Source organism: Mesorhizobium sp. KR9-304 (genome assembly GCF_040049215.1).
Lineage (GTDB): Bacteria > Pseudomonadota > Alphaproteobacteria > Rhizobiales > Rhizobiaceae > Mesorhizobium_K.
Genome location: NZ_JBDZDN010000003.1, coordinates 522,777 through 541,304, shown reverse-complemented (window position 1 = coordinate 541,304; position 18,528 = coordinate 522,777). Strand labels below are relative to the sequence as shown.

The 18,528-nt window shown below is 65.8% G+C and carries 15 protein-coding genes and 1 tRNA gene; 12 read left to right on the top strand and 4 right to left on the bottom strand.

The window, feature by feature from the left end; genetic code table 11:
- The first annotated feature begins 36 nt into the window (after positions 1 to 36).
- Both speB and argC read left to right on the top strand, forming a co-directional pair.
- Entirely contained in the window at positions 37 to 1,038 is a 1,002-nt protein-coding gene (speB, locus tag ABLE71_RS18820; protein WP_348784985.1) for an agmatinase, read from the top strand.
- Between the two features lie 28 nt (positions 1,039 to 1,066).
- On the top strand, positions 1,067 to 1,999 hold the full coding sequence (argC, locus tag ABLE71_RS18815; RefSeq protein WP_348784984.1) for an N-acetyl-gamma-glutamyl-phosphate reductase: 933 nt from the start codon (positions 1,067 to 1,069) through the stop codon (positions 1,997 to 1,999).
- Positions 2,000 to 2,011: 12 nt separating this feature from the next.
- Here argC and ABLE71_RS18810 read toward each other — a convergent pair whose 3' ends face one another.
- A complete protein-coding gene (locus ABLE71_RS18810; RefSeq protein WP_348784983.1) occupies positions 2,012 to 3,115 on the bottom strand; it encodes a COX15/CtaA family protein in 1,104 nt (367 codons plus the stop codon).
- Positions 3,116 to 3,254: 139 nt separating this feature from the next.
- On the opposite strand from ABLE71_RS18810, the gene ABLE71_RS18805 reads away from it, so the two are divergent.
- Complete coding sequence (locus ABLE71_RS18805; RefSeq protein WP_348784982.1) at positions 3,255 to 3,470, top strand: DUF2842 domain-containing protein; 216 nt, start codon at positions 3,255 to 3,257, stop codon at positions 3,468 to 3,470.
- Between the two features lie 12 nt (positions 3,471 to 3,482).
- Here ABLE71_RS18805 and ABLE71_RS18800 read toward each other — a convergent pair whose 3' ends face one another.
- A complete protein-coding gene (locus tag ABLE71_RS18800; RefSeq protein WP_348784981.1) occupies positions 3,483 to 4,529 on the bottom strand; it encodes a polysaccharide deacetylase family protein in 1,047 nt (348 codons plus the stop codon).
- 89 nt (positions 4,530 to 4,618) lie between these two features.
- On the opposite strand from ABLE71_RS18800, the gene ABLE71_RS18795 reads away from it, so the two are divergent.
- On the top strand, positions 4,619 to 5,812 hold the full coding sequence (locus ABLE71_RS18795) for a GNAT family N-acetyltransferase (protein ID WP_348784980.1): 1,194 nt from the start codon (positions 4,619 to 4,621) through the stop codon (positions 5,810 to 5,812).
- Positions 5,813 to 5,818: 6 nt separating this feature from the next.
- Here ABLE71_RS18795 and ABLE71_RS18790 read toward each other — a convergent pair whose 3' ends face one another.
- Positions 5,819 to 8,326 carry a Wzz/FepE/Etk N-terminal domain-containing protein gene (locus ABLE71_RS18790; RefSeq protein ID WP_348784979.1) on the bottom strand — a complete coding sequence of 836 codons (2,508 nt, stop codon included), beginning with the start codon at positions 8,324 to 8,326 and terminating at the stop codon, positions 5,819 to 5,821.
- Positions 8,327 to 8,551: 225 nt separating this feature from the next.
- On the opposite strand from ABLE71_RS18790, the gene ABLE71_RS18785 reads away from it, so the two are divergent.
- The 5 genes from ABLE71_RS18785 (at position 8,552) to ABLE71_RS18765 (ending at position 14,186) form a co-directional block, all read left to right on the top strand.
- Positions 8,552 to 9,115: a polysaccharide biosynthesis/export family protein gene (locus ABLE71_RS18785; RefSeq protein ID WP_348784978.1), complete on the top strand. Its 564-nt coding sequence runs from the start codon at positions 8,552 to 8,554 to the stop codon at positions 9,113 to 9,115.
- A 20-nt stretch (positions 9,116 to 9,135) separates the two neighbouring features.
- A complete protein-coding gene (locus ABLE71_RS18780) occupies positions 9,136 to 10,266 on the top strand; it encodes a glycosyltransferase family 4 protein (RefSeq protein WP_348784977.1) in 1,131 nt (376 codons plus the stop codon).
- 99 nt (positions 10,267 to 10,365) lie between these two features.
- Positions 10,366 to 11,898 (top strand): undecaprenyl-phosphate glucose phosphotransferase, encoded by a 1,533-nt coding sequence (locus ABLE71_RS18775; protein ID WP_348784976.1) that lies wholly within the window; start codon positions 10,366 to 10,368, stop codon positions 11,896 to 11,898.
- Positions 11,895 to 13,166, top strand: a complete 1,272-nt coding sequence (locus ABLE71_RS18770; protein WP_348784975.1) for an O-antigen ligase family protein — start codon at positions 11,895 to 11,897, stop codon at positions 13,164 to 13,166. The genes ABLE71_RS18775 and ABLE71_RS18770 overlap by 4 nt, the downstream gene beginning before the upstream one ends.
- An 87-nt stretch (positions 13,167 to 13,253) precedes the next feature.
- Positions 13,254 to 14,186: a hypothetical protein gene (locus tag ABLE71_RS18765; RefSeq protein WP_348784974.1), complete on the top strand. Its 933-nt coding sequence runs from the start codon at positions 13,254 to 13,256 to the stop codon at positions 14,184 to 14,186.
- Between the two features lie 138 nt (positions 14,187 to 14,324).
- On the opposite strand, the gene ABLE71_RS18760 is transcribed toward ABLE71_RS18765, so the two are convergent.
- Positions 14,325 to 14,401 (bottom strand) — tRNA-Pro (locus tag ABLE71_RS18760).
- A 662-nt stretch (positions 14,402 to 15,063) separates the two neighbouring features.
- On the opposite strand from ABLE71_RS18760, the gene ABLE71_RS18755 reads away from it, so the two are divergent.
- From ABLE71_RS18755 to ABLE71_RS18745, 3 genes are read left to right on the top strand one after another with little or no spacing between them, the layout of a single operon-like run.
- Positions 15,064 to 16,668, top strand: a complete 1,605-nt coding sequence (locus ABLE71_RS18755) for an ABC transporter substrate-binding protein (protein WP_348784973.1) — start codon at positions 15,064 to 15,066, stop codon at positions 16,666 to 16,668.
- Positions 16,669 to 16,705: 37 nt separating this feature from the next.
- Complete coding sequence (locus tag ABLE71_RS18750; RefSeq protein ID WP_348784972.1) at positions 16,706 to 17,695, top strand: ABC transporter permease; 990 nt, start codon at positions 16,706 to 16,708, stop codon at positions 17,693 to 17,695.
- The gene (locus ABLE71_RS18745; RefSeq protein ID WP_348784971.1) at positions 17,692 to 18,522 is read left to right on the top strand and encodes an ABC transporter permease; all 831 of its coding nucleotides are present in this window, start codon (positions 17,692 to 17,694) and stop codon (positions 18,520 to 18,522) included. Before ABLE71_RS18750 ends, ABLE71_RS18745 begins: the two co-directional genes overlap by 4 nt.
- Positions 18,523 to 18,528 lie beyond the last annotated feature (6 nt).

The following is an 18,528-nucleotide window of genomic DNA, read 5'->3' as shown; positions in this document are numbered from 1 at the left end:
GAATAAGGGTGCCCCTGCTACGAAAGAGGGTCACCTATGCCGGCACGCACGATGGACCACGCCTTCACCGCGACCAGAAACACCGGCCGCGCGGACGATCCGACCTATGCCGGCGCGCTGTCCTTCATGCGCCGCCGCTATACAAAGAACGTGAAGGGCGCGGATGCGATCGTGTGGGGCATCCCCTTCGACGCCGCCGTCACCAACCGGCCGGGCGCGCGCTTCGGGCCGCAGGCGATCCGGCGCGCCGCCGCGATCTTCGACAACGACCCGCAATATCCGTTCAACCGCCAGCTGTTCGAGACGATGGCGGTGGTCGACTATGGCGACTGTCTGCTCGACACCGGCAACCACCAGAAGACGCCGGCGACGATCGAACGCGAAGCTGCCAAGCTGCTGAAATCAGGCGCGTTCCTGCTGTCGCTCGGCGGCGACCATTTCGTCACCTGGCCGCTGCTCAAGGCGCATGCGGCGGTGCACGGGCCGCTGGCGCTGATCCAGTTCGACGCCCATCAGGACACCTGGCCGGACGACGGCAAGCGCATCGACCACGGCTCCTTCGTCGGGCGCGCCGTGCGGGACGGCGTGATCGACCCGGAACGCTCGATCCAGATCGGCATCCGCACCCACGCCCCCGAGGATTGCGGCATCAAGATCATCTACGGCCACGAGGTCGAGGAGATGCGGGCGGCCGATATCGCCTATTCGATCGTCGAGCGCACCGGCGGCAAGAAGGCTTATGTGACCTTCGACATAGACTGCCTCGACCCCGCTTATGCGCCGGGCACCGGCACGCCGGTCGCGGGCGGGCCGTCCTCGGCGAAAATCCTGTCGGTGCTGAGGCAACTCACGCAGGTCGACATCGTCGGCGCCGACGTGGTGGAGGTTGCGCCGGCCTACGATCATGCAGATATTACTGCCATCGCCGGGGCGACGGTCGCGATGCAGTATCTGGGACTGCTCGCCGAACGAAAGGCGCGGCTGGAGAACATGAACCACAACGGCGCTGCGGAAGTGAATCACGCAAGCGGCATATGACGTTGAATTCGCAGGGTTTTCGACTGATATGAAACCGAAGATATTCATCGACGGCGAACACGGCACCACAGGCCTGCAGATCAGGTCGCGTCTAGCCGGCCGCGACGACATCGAGGTGATCTCGATCCCGGTCGAGCGCCGCAAGGACACCGCGGCGCGAACCGATTTCCTGCGCGCGGCCGACATCGCCATCCTGTGCCTGCCCGACGACGCGGCGAAGGAGAGCGTGGCGCTGATCGGCGACGCTGGCACCCGCGTCATCGATGCCTCGACGGCGCACCGCGTCGCCAAGGGCTGGACCTACGGCTTCCCAGAGATGGACCGCGAGCAGGCAAAGAAGATCGCCGGTGCGAAACTCGTCGCCAATCCGGGCTGCTGGCCGCAGGGGCCGATCGCGACGCTGCGCCCGCTCGTCACCTCGGGCATCATCCCGGCCGGGTTCCCGATCACCATGAACGGCATTTCGGGCTATTCCGGCGGCGGCCGCCAGATGGTCGAGGACTATGAAGCGAAGGGCGACGACGCGCCGGAATATCTGCCCTACGGGCTCACCTTCCAGCACAAGCATGTGCCCGAGTTCCGGCTCTATGCCGGCCTGTCGCGCGACCCGCTGATGCAGCCGGTCGTCGGCGACTTCGCGCAAGGGATGGTGACGATGGTTCCGTTGCAGCTCGCGGCGCTGAACCACGTGCCGACGGGCGCTGAACTGCACGCTGCAATCGCGGACCACTATGCAGGGTTGGAAGAGTCGGTGGTCGAAGTGGCGCCCTATGCCGCCGTGGAGCGCACGCCGGAACTCGACCCGCAGAGCTACAACAACACCAACCGCATGCGGCTGCACGTCTTCGCCAACGACAAGAAGGCCCAGGCCCTGCTGGTCGCCGTCTACGACAATCTCGGCAAGGGCGCGTCCGGCGCGGCAGTCCAGAACATGGACCTGATGCTGGGGCTGAAGCACTGAGGGCTGCGGCGTTCAGCGCGCCAGCCTGATCTCCGTCGGCAGCGGATAGGCGCCCTTTGAGCCGCGCCAGTGGGCCGCGGCAAAGCCGAGCACGATCAGCGCGAAACCCTGGTGCAGCAGCGCCCAGTGCAGCGGCATCTGCATCACGAGCGTTACGATGCCGATAGCCGCCTGGATGAGCACCAGATGGAAAAGCACCAGCGCCCGGCGCGCATGCGTGGTGCCCGGCAGCCTGCGCCGCGCCGCGATCATGTGCCAGAGCGCCAGCAGGAGCACGGCATAGGCCCCTGCCCTGTGCACAAACTGCACGGTCTTGGGGTTCTCGAAGAAGTTGTGCCAGACGGGCTGCATGATCAGGAGATCGCCCGGAATGACCGCGCCGTCCATCAGCGGCCAGGTGTTGTAGCTCATGCCTGCGTCGAGCCCGGCCACCAGGCCCCCGAGGAAGATCTGGACGAGCAGAGCAAGCACGAGGAAGCCGGCGAAGCGCTGCGTGCCTTCATCCGCCGGCGCCTGCGTGTGTGGCGCCAGACCGCGCGCGACGACCATGATGGCGACGTAGATCACACAGGCGAGCGTCAAATGCGTTGCCAGCCGGTACTGGCTGACGTCGACGCGGTCGACAAGGCCCGACGCCACCATCCACCAGCCGACGGCGCCCTGCAGCCCGCCGAGGAGCAGCAGCCCGACAAGCTTGGACGACAGGCCTCGCTCGACGCGGCCGCTCGCCCAGAAGAACAGCAGCGGCAGCGCGAAGACGAAGCCGACGCCCCGCGCCAGCACGCGGTGCCCCCATTCCCACCAGAAGATGCGCTTGAATTCGCCCAGGCTCATGCCCTGGTTGATCTGAGAATATTCCGGAATCTGCTGGTATTTGGCGAATTCCTCCTGCCATTCGGCGTCGTTGAGCGGCGGGATGACGCCGTGGATCGGCTTCCATTCGGTGATCGACAGGCCTGAATCGGTCAGCCGCGTCGCGCCGCCGACCAGCACGAGCGCGACAAGCATGAGCAGGACGACATAAAGCCAGCCGCGCACGAGCGCGCGGTTGGCCAGCAGGCGCTCGCGTTCGGTTCGAACGGCGCGCGGGTTTGGGGTGGCCAGGGTCTGTTCCATCGGCGGATTGGTGAACCATCGGCGACCGGCTTGCAAGGCTGCGCCCCTCGCGACAAGCGGTCGCGTCGGCCGGCTTCAGCTCTTCCGGCGTTGCGCCGGCGTCATCAAAGCCTTAAGCGGTGGCGACAAAGGAACGGGCATGCCCATTCGCCTGAAAAAGCTCATTGGCACGATACTTTTGGTCGCACTGGTGATTATCTATGCGCTGGTCGCGACGACGGTTGCTGTCGCGCAGCTCGCCGAGTCTGGCCCGGTCGTCCACCTCGCATTCTTCCTGTTCACCGGCATTTTGTGGATCCTGCCGGCGATGGGCATCATCAAATGGCTGATGCTGCCGCCGAGGCCGAAAAACTAGGTCGAGGACTCTTCAAACGGTGACGAGCATCCTGCCGCGATTGGCGAGCGGCGTCGTAATGCCCGACAGCATTGTGCGGATGTGCGCCACGCGCTGGTAGCGCCCGTTGACCGAGATGCGCGGCAGGGCATGCAGGTGGTTGGCATGCTCGGCGCGCAGCACGCCGTGCCGCGTGGTGACGGCGGAAACATAGCCGGCCTCCTCGGCAAGCTTGACCTCGCGGCAGCCGACCGCGCTGGCATAGCCATAGGGATAGGCCAAGTGCCTGGGCGACTCGCCCAGTTCCGACCTCAGAAGCGTCACGACATCCGTCATCTCACGCCGAGCCCTCTCTTCGGGCAGGCGCTTCAGGTTGTAGTGGTTGACGGTATGCGCGCCGATCGAAACCAGGGGATGCGCGGCAATGCCTCGAATCTCGTCCCAACTCATCAAGGTCTTGCGGCCGGGCGCAGCCGGATCGACGCCGGCGACAGCGGCGAATTCGCGCAGCGCGGCGCGCTGCTTCTCTTCGGGAACGTCAAGGGTCAGATAGTTGTAGAGCCGCAGCAGCGCACCGGGCGCCCGGCAGTCGAGCGTCTCCGTGCCGCCCGTCCGCTTCAGCTCCAGCCTGGGGGCGGCGGCAACGATGTCGTCGAGAACGTCCCACCAGAGGTCCGCCGTGCCGTCGATCAGCGCCGGAGCGACGTAGATCATCAGCGGCGCGGCGTGCTTCTCGAGGATCGGCAGAGCCTCGGTGAGATTGTCGCGGTAAGCGTCGTCCGCGGTGATCGCTGCAAACAGCCCATCAGAACCGCCGCGCCTGATGCGCGCGACCGCTTCATCCATTGAAACAAAAGCATAGCCGGCGGCCTTCATGTCGGCGATCACGGCATCGAGGAAGTCGGGCGCGATGTTGAGATGGCGATTGACGCCGAGCGGCTTCTCGGGAACGGCGGTCACCCGATGAAGCATGAGGATCGCCCCTATGCCGCCGACCAGCGGCCTGGCGAGCGGTGCGAGCCCGGAATACCTGGCCACGTTGAGGGCCAGCTTCCGGATCACTTCGCCCCCGTCGATCATTCATTCACCTTTTGCGCCTAGCGTATACGGCGTGGTACGCGGACGCGATGTGGACCCAGCCTCCTGAGATACGCCCCAAGGATTGAGGGATGGTTGACGCGGCCGTGTCATTTCTCCAAGCGACGAACAGTGTGACCTCAACGGGAAATCCCGGACTTTCGGTATCGATCCTGCCGCCGGACAATCTTGCCGCCTACGCCGAATTGGCGAAGCGCGGCGTGTCGGCGCCGGCCCAAGCCGCGCTCTGGGTCGAGGAATGGGTTGCCAACGCCTCGCCCGCCGGTTTTGTCGCGATCGTCCACGCGGAGGGCAGCCCGGTCTACGGGCTTGCGCTCGAAGTCGTCAGGTCCGGCCCGTTCCGCATCGCCCGGTTCATGAGCGGCAGCCACGCCAACGGGAATTTTCCCGCCGCCGATGCCGCTTTCCTCAAGACCGGCTCGCTGGACACCGAGGCGATGCTCGCCGCGATCCGCGCAGCCCGCCCGGATGTCGATGCGCTGGTGCTGGAGCGGCTGTTACCCGATCTCGAGGGCATCGCCAATCCGCTGCGCGCCCTGCCGCATTTCCCAAGCCCGAACGTTTCGCTTGCAGTCAGCCTCGAGGGCGGCTTCGAGGCGCTGCTGTCGCGCGTCAGCGGCAAGCGCAAGAAGAAGAAGCACCGCTCGCAGACGCGCAAGTTCGAGGCCGCCGGAGGATTCCGGCGCATCGAGGCGCGGACATCAGAGGAGGTGACGCGGCTGCTCGACGCCTTCTTCGCCATGAAGGAGTTCCGCTTCCAGAAGATGGGCATCGCCAATGTGTTCGGCGACGACGAGGTGCAAAGGTTCTTCCGCTCGCTGTTCCGCGACGCCTTGCGCGAGAACCCTAGGCCATTCGTGCTCCATGCGCTCGAAGTCGGTGGCCAGTTGCGCGCCGTCACCGGATCGAGCCTCTACGCCGGGCGGCTCGTCTGCGAATTCGGCGCGATCGCCGAGGACGAGCTGGGGCATGCCAGCCCCGGCGATTTCCTGTTCTTCGAAAACATCGGCGAGGCCTGCCGGCAAGGGCTGGAGCTGTTCGACTTCAGCGTCGGCGACGAACCCTACAAGCGCCTGTGGTGCGATATCGAGACGCGGCATTTCGACGTCGTCGCGCCGCTGACGGTCAAGGGAAAGCTGCTCGCCTGGAGCCTGCGGCTCAAGGCCGGCATCAAGGCCTACGTCAAGAACAGTCCGACGATCTGGAAGCTGGCCAAACTGCTGCGCAAGAAGGCAGCCGGCCAGGCACAAGCCGCCGACGATTGATTTGCTTCAGGCCGCCGACCGCCCGGGCATGGGGGCATCCGGCGAACGGTGGTCGGCAGGCGACACCAGCATCACCCGGCCGTAGCCACGCGCCTTGAGCGCCGCCGCGGTTGCCGCCGTCTCGCTGTCGGGTTCGATTACGCTGACCATGATCTCGGTGCCGTCGGCGACGAGCCGCCGAATGCCTTCCGCATCCGACGCACCGCACTCCACGACGACCACGTCATACGCCGCCGTCAGCGACTGCATAATCATCGGCAGCCTGTCTGCGGCCTTCATCGCACGCACCGGATCGGCCGTGCCCACGGGCATGACATGGCAATCCGAATAATGGTCGGTGTGGATCGCCTCGGTGAACTGTGCCTCGGCGGCCAACAGGTTGGTGATGCCGGGGTAGGAAACGCTGTCGAGCATAGGCCGCGACGCGGCGCCCGACGCCGTCAGGTCAAGCAGCAGTACGCGCAGCCCGGCGTCGGCGACTTCGCGGGCGACCATGACCGCCGCGGCAGCGCCTTCGTCTCCTTCGGGCGAGACAAAAATCGCCCGGGTCGCACCGCCGGCGATCAGCATCTCGGCAGCGCTTTCGATCCCGACCTCGCCGATGGCTGCCGGCACGGCAGCCGGTTCGATGGTTTCCGGCGCCGGAACCGGCTTCCTGCGTGCGAACGGATTGCGCATGATCGGCTCCTCCTCGATTTCGTTGTGCTCGACTTCGTCAGTTTCGGATTCGTCATATTCGGCGGGATTGTCTTCGACTGGCCGGGCGGCATGGGTCTCGTATTGCGCCGCATCCATGATCCGCTTGTGCCTGGCCCAGGCTTCGCTGAATGATTCGCGCTCGACCTTCATCTCCGGCAAGGGCTCGTTTTTGATGGGTTCGATCGCCTTCGGCGCGGGGATGATGTCCGCGACGGCAGGAACAGCCACTGCCGGCTCAGCCTTCGGCGGATCGAGCTCCTCGGCGAGAGCCGGCTTGGGCTCTACCGGAACCGGTTCGACGCTCGCAGGCTCGGGAACTGGCGCAACAGGCTCTTCACGTCCAATCGCCTCGGCGACGACTGGTTCGGCATGGGGCTCGTCAATCTCGACATCGTCGTGCAGCCGCGAACCGGAGGCCGGGCGCATCGCACGGCCGGAGAACAGCTCCTGCAGCAGCGTGATGACAGCCATGACCAGAAGCGAGCCGACGAAGGCTGCGCCCGCGATCGGCAGCGGTTTCGGATAATACGGCTCCGCCGGCACGATGGCGCGCGAGAAGATGCGCGCGTCGGCGGGCAGGTAGTTGCCGTCCCGGCGCGACGACGCCTCGCGATAGCGCGAGAGATAGGATTCCAGCAGTTCGCGTTGCGCGTTGGCCTCGCGCTCAAGCGCCCTCAGTTCCACTTCCTCTTCGCCTGCGCGCGCCGATTCGGCCTTGAGCGAATTGAGGTCGGCAACAAGCTGCTTCTCGCGCAACTGCGCTGCTTTCGCCTCCGAAGCGAGCGCGTTGAGGACGTTCTCGGCCTCGGTGCGGATCTGCCGGTCGAGATCGGCAAGCTGCGAGCGCAGGGCGCGGATGCGCGGGTGGTTGTCGAGCAGGGTGGTCGACAGGTCGGCGATGTCGGCCTTGAGTTGCACCTGCCGTTCACGCAGACGCTGGATCAGCGTTGATGACAATACCTCGGGCAGCGCATCGAGCGACGCCCCGCTCTGCAGGACGGCACGAACGCTTTCCGCGTTCGCCTCCGCCGCGCCGCGATTCGCGCGCACCCTCGAAAGCTCCGTCGAAAGCTCCGAAAGCTGCTGCGTGGCGAGCACGGAATTGTTCTGGCCGATCAGCAGATCGGACTGCGCGCGAAAGTTGGCGACACGGGCCTCGGCTTCCTTCACCCGGGCGGAGAGATTGGCGATTTCGGGTTCCAGCCAGTTGGTCGCGTCGGCGTTCGACTGCTGCTTGGCCGCCCCCTGCACCGCCAGATAAGCGTCGGCGAGCGCGTTGGGAATCTTGGCGGCGAGCTTCGGATCCTCCGACGACATCTCGATCACGATGACACGCGATCTTTCCACGCGGTAGACGGTCAGCTTCTGGCGGAATGCCTTGAGAACCCGCTCCTCGGGCGGAACCTCATTGGGATCGCTCTTGAGCCCTGCGATGACCAGCAGCCGCGACAGCACCGACATGTCGGCGGCCTCGTCGAACTCCGGCAGGCGCGCGAGGTCGAGCTTGAGCGCCACCTCCTTCAACAGGTCGGTCGACGTGATCACTTCGACCTGGCTGGTGACGCCCTCCTCGTCGAGCAGCGGACGGTCGTCCTCGCCGCTCGTCTGCGGCCGCGTGAAGACGGACTCGCGCGTCTCTATGAGGATGCGCGTTTCGCCCTTGTAGTGCGGCGTCGCGACCCAAGTCAGACCAAGCGCGAGCGCGGTGACCGCGACGGCAACGAACAAAATGCGCTTCCAGCGCACGACGAGACTGCCGAACAGCCTTCCGAGGTCGACGTCGATATCGCTGGCCGATGACTGTACGCCTGACATGCATCCCTGCTCCGAACTATCGGAAACGCATCGTAAACAACTATGGTAACCCAGCCGTTAAGATGCGCCGGCCCTAGCGCACGCTGCTTGCCCGACAACGCGTCCCGCGCATACAAAAACCACGCAAGCTTTACCGGCCATTAACCCTAACAGGATGATAACGAGCGCAGGTCAGAAGCCTGCCGGGCACGCCTCCGGTAGCCAGTCGAAGGTTTGCGTCCGTCCATGAAAAGGCTTTCGCTCGTCTCCCATGCGTTGCTGGCCGGGCTCGTGCTTTCGGGCTGCTCGGGCTACCGCCCTGCCCCGGCGGCTTTCCATGAGATGCTCGACCAGCCCTACCGGCTTGGCGCGGGCGACCGCATCCGCGTCACCGTGTTCGAGCAGGCTGAGCTGACCAACACCTACAGCGTCGACCAATCCGGCTACTTCGCGTTTCCGCTCGTCGGCGCGGTGCCCGCGCGCGGCCACACGGCGCAGCAGATCGAGGCGACACTCGCCGCCAAGCTGCGCGAAGGCTATCTGCGCGATCCTGACGTCTCGGTCGAGATCGACCGCTACCGCCCGATCTTCGTCATGGGCGAGGTCGGCGCCGCCGGCCAGTATTCCTATGTGCCCGGCCTCACCGTGCAGAAGGCCATCGCGATCGCGGGCGGCTTCACCCCACGCGCCAACCAGGGCAGCGCCGACATCACGCGCGACATCAACGGCAAGGTGATAACGGGCCGCGTAAGAACCTCGGACCCGCTGCTGCCGGGCGACACCATCTACGTCCGCGAACGCCTGTTCTGATCAATGATCGCAGGCTTGCCGTGACCCAGAAATTGCGGATCGTCCACTGCTTTCGGTCGCCGGTCGGTGGCATTTTCCGGCATGTGCGCGATCTTGCCGAAGCGCAGTCCGCGGCAGGGCATCTGGTCGGCATCGTTTGCGATTCGTCTACGGGCGGCGCGTTCGAGGAGCAGTTGTTCCTGGAACTGGAGCCGAGCCTTGCGCTCGGCGTCTCGCGCACGCCGATGCAGCGCCATATCGGCCCCGGCGACATCGCCGCGGCCTGGCGCGCCTACAGGATCATCAAGGAATTGCAGCCCGACATATTGCACGGACACGGCGCCAAGGGCGGCGTCTATTCGCGCATGTTCGGCTCACTGTTGCGGGTTTTCAGGTCTCGCGTAGCCCGCCTCTACACCGCGCATGGCGGAAGCCTGCACTACGACGAGGGGACGGCGACGGGAAAGCTGTTCTTCGCGCTCGAACGCCTCATGGCGCGCTTTACCGACTACATCCTGTTCGTCTCGGAATATGAGCGCGGCGCCTACCGTCGCAAGGTCGGCAAGACCGACCGGCCGAGCGGTCTCGTCTACAACGGCCTGCGCGAGGCCGAGTTCGAGCGAGTCGCGGCGGCACAAGATGCCGCCGATTTCCTTTATATAGGCATGATGCGCGATCTGAAGGGGCCGGACCTTTTCATCGACGCGCTGGCGCAGGCGGAGATGCGGCTCGGCCGCCCTGTCACCGCAGTCATGGTCGGCGACGGCGAACATCTCCCCCGCTACGAGGCGCAGGTCCGGCGGCTTGGCCTCGACAACCGCTTGCGGTTCCTGAAGCCAATGCCGGCAAGGCAGGCTTTCGCAATGGCCGGCACGGTGGTCGTGCCCTCCCGCGCGGAGGCAATGCCCTACATCGTTCTCGAGGCGCTGGCGGCCGGAAAGCCCATGATCGCCACGGCGGTCGGCGGCATACCCGAGATATTCGGCGAAGGCTCGCGGGCGATCGTGCGTCCGGATGCCGGAGAACTGGCCGCCAGGATGGTCGATGCGCTGGCGGACCCTGCTTCCTTCGCCGCGCAGATGCCGGACGCCGCCAGTCTCAGAAGGCGCTTCGGCGCGGAAGTGATGGCGACCGAGATCGAGAAGGCCTATTTCGCCGCGCTTGGGCGCTGATCGCATTGCCCACGGCGGGTCGAATGCAACGACCGCATTCAAGGCTTTCTTAGCTATCTTCTGCTAGCGAAATGCCGAACGCACGGGTCGGCAGCAGCCATGAACAAGATAGAGCCGGCGAGCCGCTTCTCCGCGGAAGCGGTGCGCAAGCATGAAGGCGGCGACAAGAGCCAGCCCGGCCAGCTCAACGAGACGGCCAGGCAGGTGGCCGCGCAGTACCGGCGCGACACAATGTCCCCGATCATGGTCAGCGGCGTGTTGCGCCTTGTCGAGCTCGCGCTTCTCGTCATTTCCGGCGCCGCGCTCTTCGTCGACTATGTCGGCCTCGGCACCGACCTCGACTGGCATTATCCGGTGGTGATCGCGGGCGCATCGCTGATCGCCGTCATCCTTCTCGACATCACGGACTGCTACCAGCTTCCCGCGCTGATGCGGCCGGTCTCCAACATCACGCGCATCGCAATCGTATGGGCCGGAACCCTGGCGCTCTTCGCCGTCGCCGGTTTCTTCCTCAAGCTCGCCGACGATTTTTCGCGCGTCTGGTTTGCCGGCTGGTTCGTGGTGGGCCTGCTGCTGCTACTCGGCCCCAGGCTTCTGCTGGCGCATATGGTCAAGCGCTGGGCGCGCAACGGCCGGATCGAGCGGCGCGCGGTGATCGTCGGCGGCGGCAAGGCCGCCGAGACGCTGATCCGCTCGATCGAACAGCAGCCCTACAACGACATCCGCATCTGCGGGATCTTCGACGACCGCGACGACCGCCGCTCGCCGCCGCTCGTTGCCGGCTACCCGAAGCTAGGCACCATCTCCGAACTGATCGAGTTCGCCCGCATCGCGCGCATCGACATGCTGATCGTCTCGCTGCCGCTGACGGCCGAGACGCGCGTGCTTTCGCTCCTGAAGAAGCTCTGGGTGCTGCCGGTCGACATCCGCCTCTCGGCGCATTCGAACCAGCTGCAGTTCCGCCCGCGCTCCTATTCCTACATCGGCTCGGTGCCGATGCTCGACATATTCGACAAGCCCATCAATGATTGGGATTCCGTAGCCAAGCGCGTCTTCGACGTGGTGTTCAGCCTGCTCGGCATCGTCGTGCTGTCACCGGTCATGATCGCGACCGCCATCGCCATCAAGCTCGACAGCAAGGGGCCGGTGCTGTTCAGGCAGAAGCGCCACGGCTTCAACAATGAGATCATCGAGGTCTACAAGTTCCGCTCGATGTATACCGACCAGGCCGACCCCACCGCGATCCGGCCGGTCACCAAAGGCGATCCGCGCGTCACGCGCGTCGGCCGCTTCATACGCAAGACATCGATCGACGAACTGCCCCAGTTCTTCAACGCCCTGTTCGGCTCGCTGTCGCTTGTCGGCCCCCGCCCGCACGCGGTCGCCGCGCAATCGCACAACCTTCTCTACAACGAAGTCGTGGACGGCTATTTCGCCCGCCATCGCGTCAAGCCCGGCGTCACCGGCTGGGCGCAGATCAACGGCTGGCGCGGTGAGATGGACACCGACGAGAAGATCAAGATGCGCACCGAGTACGACCTCCACTACATCGAGAACTGGTCGCTCTGGTTCGATCTCGAGATCCTGTTCCTGACGCCGATCCGCCTGCTCAACACGGAAAACGCCTATTGAGCGCGCTCGCCTACGGCCTGCCTCGACACGCGGTCAACGCCAAGCTCGTCGCGCTGATCTCGTCGGGAGCGGTCGCGCTCGGCGTCTTCCTCTCCGGCTTCGTCATCCGCGAGCCGGCGCCCTACGAGCTCTACATGGCGGGCCTGATCGTCGTCTGGGCGCTGTTTGGCCTGCGCATCTCGCGCGCCATCGCGCCGCTGGTCGTGCTGCTCGTCGCCTTCAACATCGGCGGCATGATCTCGATGACGCAGATGTCCGACCTGATGGACACGCCGCTCTACCTCGCCGTGTCGCTGTTTCTCGCCTTCACGGCGGTGTTCTTCGCAGCCGTCACCGAGGCGCAGCCCTCGCTCTACAGGCTTATCTTCCAGGCCTGGATCGCGGCAGCCGTCATCACCTCCACGCTCGGCATCGTCGGCTATTTCGGGCTGCTGCCGGGTGCGGAGATGTTCACCAAATTCGAGCGCGCCGCCGGCGCCTTCCAGGACCCGAACGTGTTCGGACCGTTCCTGGCCCTGCCCGGCATCTACCTTCTCTATCTGGTGCTGACCGGCAATCCGGCGAGGATGATGCTCTACGCCGTGCCGCTGCTCATCGTTGTCGCCGGCATCTTCTTTTCATTCTCGCGCGGCGCCTGGGGCCTGTTCGGCGCGGCGGCGGTCATGCTGGCGGCCGCACTCTTCCTGCAGAGCCACAGCGGCCGGTTTCGCCTGCGCATCGTCGTCATGACGATCGCCGCGGTGGCGCTGCTCATCGCCGCCTTCCTCGTCGTCCTGCAGATACCCGGCGTTGCCGACATGTTCACCCAGCGCGCGCAGCTCGCGCAGGACTATGACAGCGCCCGGCTCGGCCGCTTCGCGCGCTATGCGATCGGCTTCCAGATGGCGATGGAGCATCCGCTCGGCATCGGGCCGCTCGTGTTTGGCCAGCAGCTTGGCGAGGACACGCACAACATCTGGCTGAAGGCCCTGCTCGACTACGGCTGGCTGGGCTTCGCCGCATGGGCGATCATGATCGGCTGGACGATCGCGGCGGGTTTTCGCATCCTCTTCCGCGACCGGCCGTGGCAGCCCTTCCTGCTCTGCGCCTATGTCGTCTTCCTCGGCCATGTAGCGCTCGGAACGGTGATCGATACCGACCACTGGCGGCACTTCTACCTGCTGATCGGGCTGATCTGGGGCGCCATCGCGCTGGAAAACCGCTATCAGCGGGGGCGCGGGACAATCGCCCCAACCCGCTCACCCGCGTTTCGACCGTCGATTCCGTAACGATCTCGATCGCCGAGAAAAAATTCTATCCACACCCCTCCGAACCCGAGTGAAAATGCCGTCGCCTATCGAACAGGACTGGCGGCGATGGACTGGAACCTGGCAATCGAGAAAAACCGCGAAGCGCTGAAGCGTATTCTGGCCATGCTCGTCGCCATGGCTGGGCTCGGCGATGCCCTCGCCTCCCCCCAAGGACAGGAAATTCGGGGAGGTCGGCGGTCGCCAGACCGCCGGGTGGGGGTCATTGCAGCGCCGCAACCCCCACCCGACGCTTCGCGTCGACCTCCCCACAAGGGGGAGGTGAAACCCGTGCTGACCTTGCCGCGCCACCTTCACCGCGCGATCCTCAGCCTGCTCAGGCCGGCCGAATCCGCTGTGCGGCGGCTGATCATCGTCATGGCGCGCGGGCTGGTCGTGACGCTGCCGCCGGTGCGCCCGCGCAAGCCGAAACCGGCGCCGACCTTCCTGCGCAAGCCCGGCGGCACTGGCATCCTGATGCCGTCCAAATTTCGGGCCCCGACCATCTCCATGGCCGGCGCGCCGCGCGCACCCCGCGCGCTGTCCCTGCCGCTGCTCGACCCCCTCAGGCCCTTCCGCCCCAGGCCGAAGCGGCCGGTCCAAAGAAGCATTCCGCGCATCTCGTTTCCAGGCTTTACCGCGCCGTCTCCCATCGCGCTTCGCCGCCCGCCCGCGCCCGACGATCCCCTCGACGCTACCCGCATGGCGCTCCGCCTTCAGGCGCTGGGCGCGGCACTCGACGACCTGCCGCGACAGGCAAAACGCTTCGCCCGCTGGCGGGCTGCCCGCCGCGACGCCGTAGGCGCGCAAAACAGAAATCCGGACGCCGCAGGCGCGCAAAACAAAAACCGGCAGGCCGGCCTCGCCCGCCGTGTGTGGCCGCTGCGGCCGAGCCGCCCGCCCGGCCAGCGTCCCGCCAGGCACCGCGCCGAGGTGCACGAGGTCCTGGCCGATCTCCACTGGTTCGCCTTCGAGGTGCTGGAGCATCCCGACACGTCGTGACATCACCACGCCTTCGGCGAAGACGAGGGATGGCAAGGGCCAGCGCAAATCCCGCGCGCGGCGACGATGAAGCTTGGGTAAAATTCCGGCGGCAAGGGCAACCGTAACCCATGTCTTCGGGCCGTACACTTTGAAAAATGGTCGGAGTGGCGGGATTCGAACCCACGACCCCTTGACCCCCAGTCAAGTGCGCTACCGGGCTGCGCTACACTCCGGACCGCGGAGAGCCTTAGAAGACGGGCGGGTCCGACGCAAGCGCAAAAACAGGCGGCGGGGCCGCATCGGGGCGCTTGGGCCGGCTGTCGCGGCGTCACAGCCTGTCCGCGAGCGATCCTGCTGGTTGCGCCTGAATTCAATTCGACGCTGGTCGGCTATGTTCCGCGATAACGTAATAGCCAGCGACGCCCGGGGATGGTGCTATCCGACCGCGGGTCCACCCACCCGTATTGGCCGGCGCCTGAACCCAAGCCCCCCAGCCCCAAGGCGCCGGCCCCTATCATGAACTTGGGTGGCCGACTCGCACCGGCGTTCCGGTAGCGTTACCCGTCATGTCATTCCGCGATAACGGAATATCCGAATCGCCTCGCTTCATGTTGTTATCCTACTGCGGCGGACCTTTGCGGGCCCGTCCGGCCGGCGCCCGCTCAGGCAACAGCTCCCATTGGGCGCCGGCCTCCCCCTCCCGCGGATCGCCCGCGGAGGTGAAGACGCAAGCACTCGTCGCCCCGTAGTCTCAACACAGCCCGATTGCTGATAGGAATTTTCTCCGGCGTGGCTCGGTGCAAAAAAGCATTCCTCGCGCTAAGCTGCCCGCAAATCGGAAACTCACGTCGCTTGCGCGACGCACGATTGCGCGTCCGCTTTTTTGGAGTGCCCCATGTCTCACATTTCGTTCACCCGCCGCATACTCCTGCAGAGCACGGCCATGCTCGCCGCCGCCGCGGCCCTGCCGGTCAGGGGTTTCGCCCAGTCAGGCGGACGTCTCGTCGTGGCAGCCGATTCCGAGCCGAAGAACCTCAACCCCGCCATCGTCGCCTCCAACGGCGTCTTCTTTGTCGCCAGCAAAGTGGTCGAGCCGCTGGCTGAAGCCTCCTTCGAGGGCAAGGACGGTTTGGCGCCGCGGCTGGCGACCAGTTGGGAAGGCTCGGCGGACGGCCTCTCGGTCACCTTCAAGCTGCGCGAGGGCGTCACCTGGCACGACGGCAAGCCGTTCACCTCGGCGGACGTGGCCTTCTCGGCGATGAACGTCTGGAAGCCGCTGCAGAACCTCGGCCGGCTGGTCTTCGCCAACCTGGAAGCTGTCGACACGCCGGACGAACACACGGCGGTGTTCAAATTCTCCAAGCCGACGCCGTTCCAGCTCATTCGCAACGCCCTGCCCGCCGTCACTGCCGTCGTCGCAAAGCACATCTATGAGAACAGCGCGGACATCGCGGCCGATCCCGCGAACGCAAAGCTCACCGGCACCGGCCCATTCAAGTTCGCCGAGCACAAGCCGGGCGAGTATTACAGGCTGGAGAAGAACGAGGCCTATTGGGGCGAAGGCCAGCCGAAGCTCGACGAGATCGTCTACCGTGTGCTGCCCGACCGCGCAGCGGCGGCCGGCGCGCTCGAAGCCGACGAAATCCAGCTCGCAGCCTTCAGCCAGGTGCCGCTCGCCGATCTCGACCGCATCTCCAAGGTCGACGGCATCAAGGTCTATTCGACCGGCTACGAAGGCCTGACCTACCAGCTCGTCGTCGAGATAAACCATCGCCGCAAGGAACTCGCCGACCTGAAGGTCCGCCAGGCTATCGCGCATGCCGTCGACAAGGACTTCGTCGTCAAGACGATCTTCCTCGGCTACGCCAAGCCGGCGACCGGCATCGTCCCGCAAAACGCACCAGAGTTTTACGACCCTGACGTCCCGACCTATGCCTTCGACGTCGCCAAGGCCAATGCGCTGCTCGACGAGGCAGGCTATCCGAAAGGGGCCTACGGAAACCGTTTCTCGCTGAAACTGCTGCCCGCGCCCTATTTCGCCGAGACAAAGCAGTTCGGCGACTACCTGCGGCAGGCGCTCGCAGCCATCGGCATCGACGCCCAGATCGCCAACAACGATTCGGCCGCGCATATAAAGGCGGTCTACACAGATCACGACTTCGACCTCGCCGTGGCGCCCCCGGTCTTCCGCGGCGATCCGGCAATCTCGACCACCATCCTGGTCAAGAGCGGAACGCCTGACGGCGTGCCCTTCTCCAACCAGGGCGGCTACGCCAACCCGACGCTCGACGCATTGATCGACAAGGCCAACCAGACGGTCGATGTGGCGGCGCGCACGGAACTCTTCAACGAGTTCCAGAAGCTGGTCGCGGAGGACCTGCCGCTGATCAACGTCGCCGAGTGGGGCTTCATCACGGTGGCGCGCACCAGCGTGAAGAACGTCTCCAACAATCCGCGCTGGGCGGTGTCCAACTGGGCGGATACCGAGCTGGAATCGTGATAGATGTTGGGATCGCATCGCTGAGGTCCGATCCCGCGTGAAACGTGCCTTTCTTCTCACCAGGCGAAGGCTGCTCAGCAGCATTCCGGTGCTGCTGATCGTCGTCGTCGGCACGTTCCTCCTGCTTGAAGCCGCGCCCGGCGACGCGGTCGACGCCTATCTGCTGTCGATCGGCGGCGGCGACCCGGCGCTGGTGCAATCGCTGCGCGAAAGCTACGGGCTCGACCAATCCGTCTTCGCGCGGCTGTGGCTCTACACAAGCGCGCTTGTCCGTCTCGACCTCGGCTTGTCGGTGGTTTTCGGTCGGCCGATCCTGGAGGTCATCCTCGAACGCCTGCCCAACACGCTGTGGCTGATGGGCAGCGCGACGGCGCTTTCCTTCGGGCTCGGATCGGCGCTCGGCATCGCCGCCGGCGCGCGGCCCGGCAGCGCTACCGACCGCGCGCTCTCCATCGGCTCGCTGGCGCTCTACGCCGTCCCGAGCTTCTGGCTCGGCCTGGTGTTCAGCGTCGTCTTCGCCGTGCAGTTGCGCTGGTTCCCGACCGCCGGCATCGAAACCATCGCCTCCGGCAAGGAGGGCTTATCGCGCGCCCTCGACATCGCCTGGCACCTGGTGCTGCCGGTCGCAGCCCTCAGCTTCATCTATCTCGCGCTCTTCCTGCGCATGATGCGCGCAGGCATGGCGGAAGCCTGGCGCCAGGATTTCGCGCTTGCCGCACGCGCCAAGGGGCTCGCCCGCAGGCGCATCGTGCACCGCCACATCGCGCGCAACGCATTGCTGCCGCTCGTCACCATGCTCGGCCTCCAGGCGGCATCCATGCTCGGCGGCAGCGTGGTCATTGAGAGCGTGTTCGCCATCCCCGGCTTCGGCCGGCTGGCGCAGGAGGCGGTCGCGGGCCGGGATGCGCCGCTGCTCACCGGCATCATCGTCGTCAGCGCCGTCCTGGTGATCGTCGTCAACCTGCTGGTCGACATCGCCTATGCGCTGCTCGACCTGCGCGTCGGAGCGGCGGAGCCTTCGGCATGAACGTCTTCTTCCGACTGCTGCGCTCGCCCGAAGGCGCGATAGGCCTTGCCGTGCTCTGCCTGCTCGCCCTGACGGCGATCTTCGCCGACGTGATCTTTCCGCATGACCCGCTGTCGATCGTCGGTCCGGCGCTGCTGCCGCCGTTCAGCGACCCCTCACTGCCGCTCGGCACCGACCGGCTCGGCCGCGACGTATTGGCCGAACTCGTGCATGGCGCCCGCGCATCGCTCGCGGTCGGTATCGCGGCGGCGGTCGTGGCCCTCGTCATCGGCTCGCTGATCGGCACGCTAGCGGGCTTCGCCGGGGGGCTCATCGACGAGGCGCTGATGCGGGTCGTCGACGCCTTCCAGATCGTGCCGGCCTTTCTGCTGGCGCTCGCCTTCGTCAGCGTCATCGGCGCCTCGCTGCCAGTCGTGGTGCTCGCCATCGCGCTCGGCGCGTGGACCGGGCCGGCGCGGCTCGCCCGCGCCGAAGTGCTGTCGATCCGCGCGCGCGACTATGTCGCCGCCGCGCGCGTCATCGGGATGCGCCCGCTGGAGATCGCGCTAAGCGAAGTGCTGCCCAATGCCTTGCCGCCAGTGCTGGCGCTCAGTTCCGTCATCGTGGCCAGTTCCATCCTCATCGAGGCGGCGCTTTCCTTCCTCGGCTTAAGCGACCCGAACGTCGTCACCTGGGGTTCCATGATCGCGGAAGGCCGTAACGTCCTGCGTTCGGCACCCTTCCTGTCGATCGTGCCGGGCATTGCGCTGATGATCACCGTGCTCGGCGTCTACCTCTTGTCAGAGGGGCTGGCCGATGCGCTGAGCCGGCGGAGGGCGCGGGCGTGATCAAAG

Excerpts from the sequence above, each read along its gene's own strand:
- ABLE71_RS18795 (WP_348784980.1), top strand. The coding sequence starts at position 4,619 with ATGGTTGACGCGGCCGTGTCATTTCTCCAAGCGACGAACAGTGTGACC.
- ABLE71_RS18775 (WP_348784976.1), top strand. The coding sequence starts at position 10,366 with ATGAACAAGATAGAGCCGGCGAGCCGCTTCTCCGCGGAAGCGGTGCGC.
- ABLE71_RS18785 (WP_348784978.1), top strand. The coding sequence starts at position 8,552 with ATGAAAAGGCTTTCGCTCGTCTCCCATGCGTTGCTGGCCGGGCTCGTG.
- ABLE71_RS18765 (WP_348784974.1), top strand. The coding sequence starts at position 13,254 with ATGGACTGGAACCTGGCAATCGAGAAAAACCGCGAAGCGCTGAAGCGT.
- ABLE71_RS18800 (WP_348784981.1), bottom strand. The coding sequence starts at position 4,529 with ATGATCGACGGGGGCGAAGTGATCCGGAAGCTGGCCCTCAACGTGGCC.
- ABLE71_RS18745 (WP_348784971.1), top strand. The coding sequence starts at position 17,692 with ATGAACGTCTTCTTCCGACTGCTGCGCTCGCCCGAAGGCGCGATAGGC.
- ABLE71_RS18755 (WP_348784973.1), top strand. The coding sequence starts at position 15,064 with ATGTCTCACATTTCGTTCACCCGCCGCATACTCCTGCAGAGCACGGCC.
- ABLE71_RS18810 (WP_348784983.1), bottom strand. The coding sequence starts at position 3,115 with ATGGAACAGACCCTGGCCACCCCAAACCCGCGCGCCGTTCGAACCGAA.
- ABLE71_RS18790 (WP_348784979.1), bottom strand. The coding sequence starts at position 8,326 with ATGTCAGGCGTACAGTCATCGGCCAGCGATATCGACGTCGACCTCGGA.
- argC (WP_348784984.1), top strand. The coding sequence starts at position 1,067 with ATGAAACCGAAGATATTCATCGACGGCGAACACGGCACCACAGGCCTG.
- speB (WP_348784985.1), top strand. The coding sequence starts at position 37 with ATGCCGGCACGCACGATGGACCACGCCTTCACCGCGACCAGAAACACC.
- ABLE71_RS18805 (WP_348784982.1), top strand. The coding sequence starts at position 3,255 with ATGCCCATTCGCCTGAAAAAGCTCATTGGCACGATACTTTTGGTCGCA.